General features: G+C 58.5%; 14 protein-coding genes and 1 pseudogene. 14 read left to right on the forward strand and 1 reads right to left on the reverse strand.

Annotated features, from left to right (window positions below; genetic code table 11):
- The 14 genes from ACNKID_RS06240 to ACNKID_RS06305 all read left to right on the forward strand — a co-directional run.
- On the forward strand, positions 1 to 215 hold a 215-nt coding region (locus ACNKID_RS06240; RefSeq protein ID WP_417912573.1), incomplete at its 5' end, for a type II toxin-antitoxin system HicA family toxin.
- A 260-nt stretch (positions 216 to 475) separates the two neighbouring features.
- On the forward strand, positions 476 to 817 hold the full coding sequence (locus ACNKID_RS06245) for a DUF6883 domain-containing protein (protein ID WP_417912586.1): 342 nt from the start codon (positions 476 to 478) through the stop codon (positions 815 to 817).
- On the forward strand, positions 814 to 1164 hold the full coding sequence (locus ACNKID_RS06250; RefSeq protein ID WP_417912574.1) for a DUF4926 domain-containing protein: 351 nt from the start codon (positions 814 to 816) through the stop codon (positions 1162 to 1164). The genes ACNKID_RS06245 and ACNKID_RS06250 overlap by 4 nt, the downstream gene beginning before the upstream one ends.
- A gap of 124 nt (positions 1165 to 1288) precedes the next feature.
- Positions 1289 to 1591 (forward strand): DUF4160 domain-containing protein, encoded by a 303-nt coding sequence (locus tag ACNKID_RS06255; RefSeq protein ID WP_417912575.1) that lies wholly within the window; start codon positions 1289 to 1291, stop codon positions 1589 to 1591.
- Positions 1592 to 1608: 17 nt separating this feature from the next.
- Positions 1609 to 1887 (forward strand): DUF2442 domain-containing protein, encoded by a 279-nt coding sequence (locus ACNKID_RS06260; RefSeq protein ID WP_417912576.1) that lies wholly within the window; start codon positions 1609 to 1611, stop codon positions 1885 to 1887.
- Positions 1888 to 2058: 171 nt separating this feature from the next.
- On the forward strand, positions 2059 to 4083 hold the full coding sequence (locus tag ACNKID_RS06265; RefSeq protein ID WP_417912577.1) for a COR domain-containing protein: 2025 nt from the start codon (positions 2059 to 2061) through the stop codon (positions 4081 to 4083).
- A gap of 82 nt (positions 4084 to 4165) precedes the next feature.
- Entirely contained in the window at positions 4166 to 4642 is a 477-nt protein-coding gene (locus ACNKID_RS06270; RefSeq protein WP_417912578.1) for a type II toxin-antitoxin system VapC family toxin, read from the forward strand.
- Positions 4639 to 4881 (forward strand): hypothetical protein, encoded by a 243-nt coding sequence (locus tag ACNKID_RS06275; RefSeq protein WP_417912579.1) that lies wholly within the window; start codon positions 4639 to 4641, stop codon positions 4879 to 4881. The genes ACNKID_RS06270 and ACNKID_RS06275 overlap by 4 nt, the downstream gene beginning before the upstream one ends.
- Positions 4862 to 5050, forward strand: a complete 189-nt coding sequence (locus tag ACNKID_RS06280) for a hypothetical protein (RefSeq protein WP_417912580.1) — start codon at positions 4862 to 4864, stop codon at positions 5048 to 5050. The genes ACNKID_RS06275 and ACNKID_RS06280 overlap by 20 nt, the downstream gene beginning before the upstream one ends.
- Positions 5047 to 5316 carry a hypothetical protein gene (locus ACNKID_RS06285; RefSeq protein ID WP_417912581.1) on the forward strand — a complete coding sequence of 90 codons (270 nt, stop codon included), beginning with the start codon at positions 5047 to 5049 and terminating at the stop codon, positions 5314 to 5316. Before ACNKID_RS06280 ends, ACNKID_RS06285 begins: the two co-directional genes overlap by 4 nt.
- Positions 5306 to 5749 (forward strand): PIN domain-containing protein, encoded by a 444-nt coding sequence (locus tag ACNKID_RS06290; RefSeq protein WP_417912582.1) that lies wholly within the window; start codon positions 5306 to 5308, stop codon positions 5747 to 5749. The genes ACNKID_RS06285 and ACNKID_RS06290 overlap by 11 nt, the downstream gene beginning before the upstream one ends.
- A gap of 177 nt (positions 5750 to 5926) precedes the next feature.
- Positions 5927 to 9262: an efflux RND transporter permease subunit gene (locus ACNKID_RS06295; protein WP_417912583.1), complete on the forward strand. Its 3336-nt coding sequence runs from the start codon at positions 5927 to 5929 to the stop codon at positions 9260 to 9262.
- Positions 9259 to 10665: a TolC family protein gene (locus tag ACNKID_RS06300; RefSeq protein ID WP_417912584.1), complete on the forward strand. Its 1407-nt coding sequence runs from the start codon at positions 9259 to 9261 to the stop codon at positions 10663 to 10665. Before ACNKID_RS06295 ends, ACNKID_RS06300 begins: the two co-directional genes overlap by 4 nt.
- A 5-nt stretch (positions 10666 to 10670) precedes the next feature.
- On the forward strand, positions 10671 to 11369 hold the full coding sequence (locus ACNKID_RS06305; RefSeq protein WP_417912585.1) for a VIT1/CCC1 transporter family protein: 699 nt from the start codon (positions 10671 to 10673) through the stop codon (positions 11367 to 11369).
- Between the two features lie 137 nt (positions 11370 to 11506).
- Here ACNKID_RS06305 and ACNKID_RS06310 read toward each other — a convergent pair.
- Positions 11507 to 11987 (reverse strand): annotated as a pseudogene (locus ACNKID_RS06310) (hypothetical protein); the annotation flags it as partial.

Consider the following 11987-nt stretch of genomic DNA (forward strand, 5'->3'; position numbering starts at 1 on the left):
TCCCTTCCCTCACAGGCGGCAGACTGATCAAGGCCTTGGAGCGCGTCGGGTTCGCAGTCGTGCGGGTCAAAGGCAGCCACCATTTCCTGCGGCATGATGATGGCCGCTGCACGGTGGTGCCGGTTCATGGCAATGAGAGCATCGGCAAAGGGCTGCTCGCGCAAATACTGAGGGATTGCGATCTCAGCAGAGAAGAGCTGCATAATCTCCTTTGAAGGCTGTGTGACTCAAGGGCACCTTGCAGGAACGTTAGTGGGTACCCATCAGGCATTCTGAAGGGTACCCTTGAGAATGCCTGATGGGTACCCTTGAGAATATCTGGAGGGTACCCACCAGTGTGTCTGATGGGTACCCTCCAGTTTAGCGGCAGGGCACCCTTGAGGATGATTCCTGTGCGGGCGGTTCGCGAACCGCTCCTGCACCACGTGGCTGAAGATCTGCATCCTGTTAAACAAAGGAGGACATCCCCTTGAAGATGGCAGATATTGCCGAGAGCGTGCGTATTGATCCCCGCAAGCTGACGCAGTACGCTCTTGATGCCGACTCGCCGATTGGAAAGCATAAGGCGGTTCTCTTTGAGCGGCTGCTTGGCTTTACCAAGGAAAATCATGCCGCGCTGCTGAGTCAGCTTACCGAGGGAGCTATGCAGGCGGAGATCACGCCGCACAGCGAAGACAGCTTTGGCGCACGTTATACCGCAGACATCCCAGTCAAGGGAATTGATGAGCGTCGTGCTGTGGTCAGGACAGGCTGGATAGTGCCGCCTGGCAGCAGAGAGGCGCATCTGGTAACACTTTATGTGAAGGTGATGCAATGAGACCGGACATAGGCGACATAGTGGAGATAGTCAGGGACATTCCCGAAAAGCATCTTCGGGCCGGAATGCAGGGCGCGGTTGTCCATTGCCACAGCAATGACGTGTACGAGGTAGAGTTTGTCGATGAACACGGGGCAACGCTGGATTTCTCAGCCCTTGATGCAGACCAGTGCATCCTTGTCTGGCGGGCAGCAACGCGGCAGTGGATTCCGCTGGCCGAGCAAGCCTCTGCGCTGGTCGCTGGCCTGCCTGATGAGGCAGCCCGGCAGGTGCTGGACTTTGCCCGCTTCCTTTCAGTGCGGAGCTGTCGGTCTCTTGGAGTAAAAGCGGCGCAGACCGGGCGTTGAGGCTAGCAGATGGGATAGGCCCAAAGATTGAACTGGGCACCTTGCAGAAACGTTAGTGGGTACCCATCAGGCATTCTGGTGGGTACCCTTGAGAGTAACTGGAGGGTACCCACCAGCGTGTCTGATGGGTACCCTCTACTTTGGCGGCAGGGCACCCTTGAGGATGATTCCCGTAGGGGCGGACCTATGTGTCCGCCCTGGTTATGCGGCAGGCAACACAGGGCAGACACGCAGGTCTGCCCCTACGATTGGCAGGATACGCTTCACCTGCGCGATTGAGGATGGCAGGATTCTTGCGGGCAGTCTTCCCAAGCAGAAGATGAAGCTGGTGGAGGCTTGGCTTGAGATTCACAGAGAGGATTTGCTGGCCAACTGGAAACTTGCGGTTGCCGGTGAGCCGATCTTCAGGATTGACCCGCTCAGATAGCGATGCAGGAGGACGGCATGGACAAGGTGATCAAGGCGGTTCCTCTGGCGGATTACACAATTGACATCCTCACCAGCAGCGGCGTGGCCGGGGTGTTTGACGTGAAGCCGTATCTTCAGGGACGCGCGTTTCAGGAGCTGCGCGACGAGGCGTATTTCCGGCAGGTGCGGCCCGCGCATCATGGCATAGCCTGGCCGCATGAGCAGGACTTCAGCGCGGACACCATCATTCATGACATCCGCCAAGCGCAAGGGAGAGCAGGCGGAATGATGGAGGGTGCCTTGCAGGAATGTTAGAGGGTACCCATCAGGCATTCTGAAGGGTACCCTTGAGAGTAACTGGAGGGTACCCACCAGTGTGTCTGATGGGTACCCTCTACTTTGGCGGCAGGGTTCCCTTGAGGATGATTCTCGTAAGGGCGGTTCGCGAACCGCCCCTACCCCACAAACAACGCAGGTGCGCAGGCGATGACGAATGAAGAGCTGTTGAAGGTGATAGAGAAGGCGAAGGCACGCGGGGAGGTTGCACTTCATCTTAGTAATAAAGGTATCACTACCCTGCCGTGGGAAATTAGCCAGCTACAGAATCTATCCATACTCACTCTAAATAAGAATCAACTCACTACCATACCACTAGAAATTTGCCACGTTACGAACTTGGCTTGGCTTGAACTCAATGATAATCATCTCGTCACTCTGCCGTTAGAAATCTGTAACCTTACAAATCTAACGGTACTTTATCTAAGTAATAACCATCTCACCACTCTACCATCAGAAATATGCCAGCTCAAGAAACTGACATCACTTGACCTTAGCGGCAACCCCCTCACCTCCCCGCCAATAGAGATAGCCCGTAAAGGCATCGAAGCCATCCGCCAGTATTTCTCCAGCCTCGAAGCAGGTGTGGCCTCTCTCAACGAAGTAAAAGTCCTCCTCGTCGGAGACGGTGCGGCAGGCAAGACCTCCTTAGTCAAGCGGCTCCTCGGCGAGGCATTTGACCAGCACGAAGACACCACGCACGGCATCAGCATCCGGGGCTGGGATGTGGAGGCGGACGGCCAGCCCATCAAGGTGAATATCTGGGACTTTGGCGGGCAGGAGATCATGCACGCCACGCACCAGTTCTTCCTGTCCAAGCGCAGCCTGTACGTCCTCGTGCTCGATGGCCGCAAGGACGAGCGGGCGGAATACTGGCTCCAGCACATCGAGAGTTTTGGCGGGGACTCGCCCGTGTTGGTTGTGCTCAACAAGCAGGACAGCAACCCCTCGTTTGACCTCAACCGGCCTTTCCTGCAAGGCAAGTACACAGGCATCCGCCAGTTCTTCCGTACCTCCTGCGCTGACGGCAGGGGCATTGCCGAGTTCAAAGAGAGCCTCATCAGCGAGCTGGGCAAGGTGCCGATGATCGGCATCCGCTGGCCGCAGAGCTGGTTTGCGGTCAAGCAGCGCATCGAGCAGATGGGCAAGCCCTACATCAGCCGCGAGGACTACGGCGAGCTGTGCGCCGAGGCGGGTTTGGCCGGTGATGACAACCGCGAAACGCTGGTTGACTTCCTCCATGATCTCGGCGTGGCCGTGCATTTCAAGGACTTCATCCTCAAGGCCATGCACGTGCTTGATCCGGTCTGGGTAACGAATGCGGTCTATAAGATCATCACCGCCGAAAAGATGTCCGACAGCAAGGGCGTGCTGCACGCGGACTGCTTAGACAGCATCCTGAAGCAGCGCGGCGATGAGCGGCATTGCTACCCAGCGCACACGCATGTGTATCTGCTGGAGCTGATGAAGAAGTTCGAGCTGTGCTACCCGGTCGAAAGCCAGGCTGTGCTCATCCCGCAGCTTCTCCCTGTGCCGGAGCCAGAATTCACCTTTGACGACAAGAACGCGCTGGGCTTCATCCTGCATTATCACAGCTTTCTGCCGCCGTCGGTCATGCCCCGTTTCTTGGTCAAGCGGCATAAGCAGATTAAGCCTGATCTCTGCTGGCGCACCGGTGCGGTGCTGCACGATCAGGATAGCGGCAGCGAGGCGGTGATCAAGGCAGATATGGAGGCCCGGCGCATTTATCTCTGGGTGAACGGCCCGCGCCGCAAGGAATACCTCAGCTTCCTTTGGTTCTCGCTGCGGGAGATCAACAGCAGCTTTGAGAAGCTCAACGTCAGCGAGAGGATCCCGATGCCGGATGACCCGACGTGCAGCGCGGATTATCAGACCTTGATCAGATACGCGGAGAATAAGGCGGACATCTATATTGCCGAGGGTTCAGGCAATGTGTACAGTGTGCGCCAGCTTCTCGGCACAATTGAGCCGGACAGGGAAGATCAGATAGTGGAATTGCTCAAGATGATCAAAGCCCAGCTTGATGAGAAGGATGCCGCAGATGAGGCCGCCGTCAACCTGTTCGAGCTGAAGCCAAACATAGCTGGGATAGGCGTGAACCTGAACGAGCTGTTTGCGAGAATATCTGCTGCAAGAAAACATAAGGGAAAATAGGCGGCAGGCTGGTAGTTTAGGGGTAGAAAGGGATGTCCTCATCCATCAGCAATCCAACAGCTCATCTAGGAGATGATCTGCAATGAAAGAAAAAGTCTATCTTGACTCAACCATTCCAAGCTACTGCTTTGACCAGAGGGAATCGCTGCAAGCCTTCTCTGAAGTCACGAAAAGATGGTGGTCGGAAATGGCCGCCTCCTACGATATATTTATCTCTGATGCCGTGTTGCAGGAATTGAACAAAGGAGACTATCCGCGCAAAGCGGAGATTGTCGCCTTTGTGTCGCATGTCCCGCTACTGCCCTCTGTTCCTGAGCTGGAGCAGGTGGTTGAATTCTATATCGCCAACCGGGTCATGCCTAGGTCTCTGGTTGGTGATGCAGTCCACCTTGCCTATGCCAGCTGGTTCGGCATCCAGTATCTTCTCACGTGGAACTGCAACCATCTGGCCAATGCCAACAAGCGGAAGCACATCCGGGTGATCAATGGCCGTCTTGGCCTGACAACGCCGGAGATCGTCACACCCCTTGAACTATTCAGCGAGGAGGAGCAAGCATGATTCAATCTGAGATTCTGAAGGAGAAGGAACGGGTGCAGGCCATGCTCTCTGCGGAGAGCAGCTCTGTGCATGAATACCTGCTGCGCGCCCGCCGTGCCGCTGAAGAGGCAGCAGCGTGCTACGGATTCACCCTATGCTATGCTGATGAGGCTGAACTGCCTGTCCCGGCTTGTGATGCGGCATTGAACTCACCAATGACCTTCAACCAGCATAACCAGCATGGAACTTTCAATCAGTGATGACAAGACGGAAGAGGCTCTGGAGGAAATCGGCTTGGCCAACGCCATTGCCGAAGGGCGGAAGAACGAGTTTGTCTCAGAGGAGGAAGTCTTCCAGACAGTTATGCGGCATGGTGCCCTTGAAAACAGCAGCCCCCACGCCATCAACTCCACAGGAGCAAGACCATGAGCAGCTTGAAGATTGAGCACATTGATCCCTTGGCGGCCCGGCGGTACCGTATTGCGACAGCAGCGGAGAAGCAGGCTGCGGCTCAGCTGCTCAACAGCTGGCTCACCGACGACGCGGCCAACCTTGAACTGCTGATCAGGCAGCGTCGGCAGACACGGGAAGAGACGCTGCAACGGCAGGCGGCGGAGTATTTCAGCAATCCCCCGACCTTCCCGCTCAACTGGGCGCAGAACAAACTGAGCCGGGACGAGATGAATGAACGATAGCATCCTGCACGATGTTTGTTACGTGGACACCAACATCTTCGTCTATCTGCACGACGGCAGCGCGCCAGCCAAGCAGCGGATATCGGCGCAGCTATGCGCGGCGTTCTCGCAGACGGGCAAAGGGCGCATCTCAGTTCAGGTGCTTGCCGAATGGCGCAACACTATGATGCGGAAATTCTCCAGCCAGGTTGACAAGGAGGCGCGAAGGCGGTTCATCCGTCTGCTGGAGGCATGGCAGCCGCTGGTCGTCACTCCGGCTGTCATCCTGCGAGCTGAGGAGCTGTGTGACAAGTACAAGTTTTCCCCTTACGATTCCCTGCACGTGCAATGCGCCTTGGACATGGGCTGCCGCTGGTTTCTCTCAGAGGACATGCAGGACGGCCTTACTGTCAATGGCACGCTGACCTTCTGCAATCCGTATAAGGAATACTGATGGGCACCCTTCAGGCATTCAGATGGGTACCCTTGAGAATATCTGAAGGGTACCCATCAGACACTTTAGTGGGTACCCTCCAGGCACGCTGATGGGATCCCTCCTGTTTGGCGGCAGGGATCCCTTGAGGATGCCGCCCAGCGTCTAACCATCATTGTTTTCAACCATTCTGCCGTCATGTATATCTCAGACACCGCAGTCAAGAACAGCATCGCCGTGATGGTGCTGGCCCTTGTCATCCTCGTCATGGGCGTCTACAGCTACTTTGCCCTGCCCAGGGAATCCGAGCCGGACATCAGCATTCCGCATGTCTTTGTCTCGACCACCTACCGGGGCGTTGCGCCGGGGGATGTGGAGACCGCTGTCACCATCAAGATAGAAAACAAGCTGAAGGGCTTGGACGGGCTGAAGAACCTCAAGTCGGTCAGCTCGGAGGGCGAGTCGCTGATTGACGTGGAGTTCAGCACTGGCGTGGATATTGACTTGGCCTTGCGCAAGGTCAAGGACAAGGTGGATGAAGCCCAGGGCGAGCTGCCCACCGACCTTGAGGACGACCCCCGCGTCTTTGAGGTGAATATCTCGGAGATGCCGATCCTGATCTACTCCCTTTCCGGCACCTGCGGGGTGACCTGCCTGAAGCAGATCGGCGACGATCTGGAGGATGAGATAGAGGGCGTGCCAGGTGTCTTGGACGTGGAGATCACCGGCGGCCGCGAGCGGGAAATCCGGGTTGAGGCGGTGCAGGAGAAGCTGGCCTACTACGGCATCAACATCACCAGTCTGCAAGACGCAGTCAAAGGGGAGAACAGCAACACCTCAGGCGGGTCCATCCATCTTGGCGACGGCAAGTTTCAGCTACGTGTGCCGGGCGAGGTCTCCACCCCTGAGGAGCTGCTCGGCCTAGTGGTCACGGTGCACAAAGGGCAGCCAGTCTATCTGCGCGATGTGGCCAAGGTTTCGGACGGCTTCAAGGAGGAGAGCAGCCGTTCCCGCATCAATGGACTGCAAGCGGTCAACATCGTGGTGAAGAAGCGGTCGGGAGAAAACATCATCGCCATTGCCGACGCGGTGAATGCCATCTTGGACAAGCGGCAGCCTGGCTGGCCCAAGGACACCAGCATCACCAAGGTCTTGGACAAGTCGAAAGACATCAACAATATGGTCGCCGACTTGAACAACAACATCCTCACCGGCCTGATTCTGGTGGTGGCAGTGCTCTTCTTCACCATGGGCTTCCGCAATGCAGTAATAGTCAGCATGGCCATCCCCTTCTCCATGCTCATGACCTACACCATCCTGCTGGCCTTGGGCATCACGCTGAACATGGTCGTCCTCTTCAGCCTGATCTTAGCCTTGGGGATGCTGGTGGACAATGCCATCGTCATCATAGAAAACATCTTCCGCTTCATGGAGCAGGGTGTTGGCCGGGCAGAGGCGGCGATGAAGGCGACCTCGGAAGTGGCCATGCCGGTCATCGGCTCTACCCTGACCACCGTGGTGGCCTTTGCGCCGATGATGTGGTGGCCGGGCATCATGGGCGAGTTCATGAAGTACCTGCCGCTCACGCTGATCATCACCCTGAGCGCCAGCCTCTTTGTCGCCTTGGTGATCAATCCGGCCTTAGCCTCTCTGTTCATGAAGAGCACCAAGAAAGCTAGGCGGGCGGCTGCCAAAGGCAAGGCTGACATAGGCTGGGAGAAGCCGATAGAGATCAAGGGGGCCATACTGCGCACCTATGCGGCCTTCCTGCGCTTTGCGCTCCGTCATCCCTTGTCTTTGATCGCCTGCACCTGCCTGCTGGTTGTCATGATGGTGCAGGGCTGGCTGCTGGCAGTCGGCCTGCGCAAGCCGGTGGAGTTCTTTCCCACAGCTGATCCACGGGGCATCTACGTCAACGTGGACTTCCCGGAAGGGGCGGATCTGAACTACATAGACGGCATCCTGAAGAAGATTGAGGTGGCTGTGGCGGGGGGAAACAGTAGGGGCGAAAAATCTTCTGCCCCTGCCTATGAGCAAGCCTTGTCTTCAAAGGAGCACCGTCACACCGACGGACGCATCTTCACCGGGCCAAGCGACTTGAAGAATGTCAGCATCATCTACACCCGCGCTGTTTCTGCCAGCACAGGCAGCTCGGAGTTTGAGCAGAACACGCCCAGCCATGTGGGGGTGCGCTTTGTTGATCTGGCTGACCGCTTCGAGTCCTCCAATGACACGGTGGAGGAGATCAGAAAGCGGGTGGCGGACATTCCCGGTGCCAAGATCACTGTGGCTTTGGAAGCGGACGGCCCGCCCACTGGCGCACCGGTGAACATCGAGATTGCAGGGGAGAACTTCGCTGTCCTGGGGCAGATATCCAAGGAGATCAAGAAAGCCTTGGCCCAGCTGCCGCACGTCGAGGATATCCGCGACAACTTCGTTGAGGGCACGCCCTCGGTGCGGGTGCGGGTTGACCGGCAGAAGGCGGCCCTGTTCGGGGTGAGCACGGGAAGCATCGGCTTTGCTCTGAAAGCGGCGTACAACGGGCTGGCGGTCTCCTCCTTCCGCGACGGCAGCGATGACTACGACATCACCGTGCAGCTGCCGGACAAGGACCGGCAGGTGGCGGATGTGCTCCGCGAGCTGATGATCACTGTGCCAGGAGGAAGCAGCGTGCCGCTCTCCACCTTGGCCAAAGTGGACATCACCGGCTCAATGGGCAGCATCACCCGGATCAACAACCAGCGCGTGGTGACGATCAAGGCCAATGTGGATGAGACCAAGGTTCCCGGCCCGGTGGTGCGGCAGCAGGCTGAGAAGCTGCTGGCGCAGATGCCTCTGCCGCCGGGATACAAGGTCAGCTTCACGGGAGAGAACCAGGAGCAGCAGGAGTCAGAGGACTTCCTCAGCAAGGCGTTTGTGGTGGCACTGCTGCTGATCTTCCTCGTTATCGTGGCTCAGTTCAACTCGGTGAGTCAGCCTTTTCTGATTATGACATCGGTCATCCTGGCCACCGGCGGGGCTTTCTCCGGCCTGATGCTCTACAAGATGCCTTTCGGCATCATCATGACCGGCATCGGGGTGATCTCACTGGCAGGCGTGGCGGTGAACAACGCCATCGTCCTGATTGACTACACCAACATCCTGCGGACAAGGGGCTTCGCCCTCAAAGAGGCGGTGGTCTTTGCCGGAGCAACCCGGCTGCGGCCTGTCTTTCTCACGGCCATCACCACCATTCTCGGCCTCGTGCCGATGATCACCGGCGCATCCTACGACTTCACCAAGATGAGCATGTCCTGGGTGAGTGAGTCCAGCCAGTTCTGGCAGTCCATGGCTGTTGTGGTCAGCTTCGGCCTGCTTATCGCCACCTTCCTGACTCTGGTGGTGGTGCCGACGCTGTACTTCCTCTTGGAGCGGAGCAAGGAAAATCTTGCCGCAGGCAGAAACTGGCTCGACAGAAAGAAGCTGGAGCTGTATGCTTCCCTTTCGGGTGAAGACGGCAGCGCATCAACAACTTTTCACAGGAGAAAACTATGAGAGGCAACCTTCTGCCGACCGTTCTTACGGTCTGCCTGACTGTCAGCCCGGCATTGGGCGAAGAGAGCAAGCAGCAGAGTCCAGCCGCACAGCAGCAGGAGGCACCGGCAGGTCAGCCCGCCGCTCCTGCCGCTGAAGCCAAGGTGATGGATTTGCAGGCCGCACAGCGGCTGGCGTTGCAAGGCAACCCGGGCATCGGCGCGGCGCAGGCGAGGATTGAGCAGGCCAAGGCGAGAATCAAGCAGGTGATCGCGGCCCAGCAGCCAAGCCTTGACGCAGCCGCCAATTTTGGCGCACAGAGCAACAATGACGGCGACATCACCGAGAACAGCTCCGCCGGTCTGCAAGGGTCATGGCTGATGTTTGACGGCTATGCCCGCAAGTTCCAGCAGGAGCAGGCCGAGCAGGGCGAGAAGGCAACAGCCGAGGCCAAGCGCAACAGCCAGCGGCTGCTGGTCGCAGCTGTGGCTGACGCGTTCTACAACGCTCAGCTGGCCAAGACCTCCATTGACATTGCGACGGCTGATCAGGAGTTCTACGAGCAGCAGCTCAAGGATTCGCAACACCGCTTCGATGCCGGAGCCGGCTCCTGGGGCGATGTGCTGAATATCCGGGTGCAGGTGAACGCTGCCAAAAACAGTCTGATCAGCGCAAAGCGGCAGTACGAGGCGGCCCGTTACGGCTTGGCCGCCCTGCTTGCGGTTGAGGATGCCGCCCTGCCTGAGCTGGCCGCCTTGGAGCAGGACTTCGTTCCCTCCGAGGAGGAGTCGGCTGCCGACACTGAGGTGCTGATCCGCGAGGCTCTGAAAAGCCGCCCGGACATGAAGCGGCTGGCTTGGCAGATCAAGGCTGCTGAAGCTGGCATCAACGCGGCTGAGGCGCAGGGTTCGCCCAAGGCCCAGCTCAAGGGACAGGCCGGTGTCCTCAGTCAGGAGGAACTGCTGCCCGAGGACTTTGGCGCGTCTCTGTCCTTGGGTCTGAGCTGGAATCTCTACTCCGGCGGCGCGGTTGAGGCGGCGGCATTGGAGGCCCGGCAGGCCAAGCGCGAGGCTGCCTACAGCCGAGCTGACCTGAGCAACAGCATCGCCGCCGAAATCCGGCAGGCTGCCGCCCTGCTGGCTGCCGCAGGCAGACAGGTGCGCCTCCAGCAGGAGAGTGTCGACCTGGTCAAGGAGAACCGCAAGCTGGCCAAGAGCGAGTACGAGGCCGGAGCCGCCTCTCTGACCCGTCTCAACGAGGCCCAGCGCGACCTCACCGCCACCTACGGGCGGCTGGCGCAGGCAGTGGCAGGCTACCATCAGGCCCGTCATCAGCTTCTGTCAGCGGCGGGCAAGAACTTGGAGCCGTTCGCCGATCTGCTCGATGCGAAGATGCAGGAGCCTAAGACGGAGGCAGGAAAGTAATTGACATGAGCGGCACACACCACTCTGAACATCACCGCATCCACCGCTCCGGCTGGCTGCGTGCTGCGGTGCTGGGCGCAAATGACGGCATTGTTTCCACTGCCAGCCTGCTGGTGGGCGTGGCCGCCGCAGGCGCAGACGGTGCGCACATCCTTCTGGCAGGCATTGCCGGACTGACCGCCGGGGCCATGTCCATGGCCGCAGGCGAGTATGTTTCGGTGAAGTCGCAGGAGGACACAGAACGCGCCGACCTCCAGATGGAAGCCCACGCGCTGGCTCACAACCATGAGGCGGAACACAGAGAGCTGACCGCCATCTATCAGGAACGCGGCTTGGACGAGAAGCTGGCGGAAGAGGTGGCGCATCAGCTCATGCGCCACAACGCGCTGGAGGCCCATGCGCGGGATGAGATCGGCATCACCGCCGAACTGAGTGCCCAGCCGCTGCAAGCCGCGTTCTGGTCTGCTGCGGCCTTCACTCTTGGCGGCGCATTCCCTGTGGCAGCAGCAGCAACGGCTCCGGCATCAGCCTTGCTCTGGCTGATACCCAGTCTGGCAATCACTCTGCTGGCCACGCTGGGCGCGACAGCAGCCATGGCGGGCGGGGCATCGCCACTGCGCGGGGCTGTGCGGGTCTGTTTCTGGGGCACCTTGGCCATGAGCCTGACCGCCGCTGTGGGCAAGCTGTTCGGGGTGACACTTTAGAGCCTGTCATGAACTTTCCTGCGAATCAGGAACTGAAAATAACCCAAGTTGTGCCCTCTGCTGTTCACGGAAAAGTTTCTTGCTCAGCCCAGCCTGAAGCGTCCGCTTTTCCCGCAGGCATGGCTGCCTCCGTGCGTTCACAGCAGCTCGGCTGAATTATTCTGTTTTCCCGCCGCCTGCGCCGGAAGGACGCTCGCTGCAAGTGCGGCGGAGCACGCTTGCTTTGCCCTGATTCCAATTGGAATCGTGTCAATGTCGATTGGAATCAGGACAAAGTCAATTGGAATTGGAGCGTTTCCGATTGGAATCGGGGCAATTCCAATTGGAATTAAGGCAAAGTCAATCGGAATCAGGGCAAAGTCAATTGGAACCGGGCCGATTCCGGCAGGAATCGTGTCAATTCCAATTGGAATCAGGGCAATTCCAATTGACTTTGGCCCGGTTCCAATCGGAAACGCCCCGGTTCCAATTGGAATCAGGGCGATGCAAACGCGTTCTTGGCTGCCGCTGCGGGCGTTCAGCCGGAGCAGAGCGGTTCCGCAGCGCATGACGCAGCGTTCCGCCTGGCTGCGAAAACAAAAGCCGCCCGCGAAGGCGGCTGGCTGCAATTCCTGCAAG

This window comes from Candidatus Electronema sp. TJ (assembly GCF_048287355.1).
Taxonomy (GTDB): Bacteria; Desulfobacterota; Desulfobulbia; order Desulfobulbales; family Desulfobulbaceae; genus Electronema.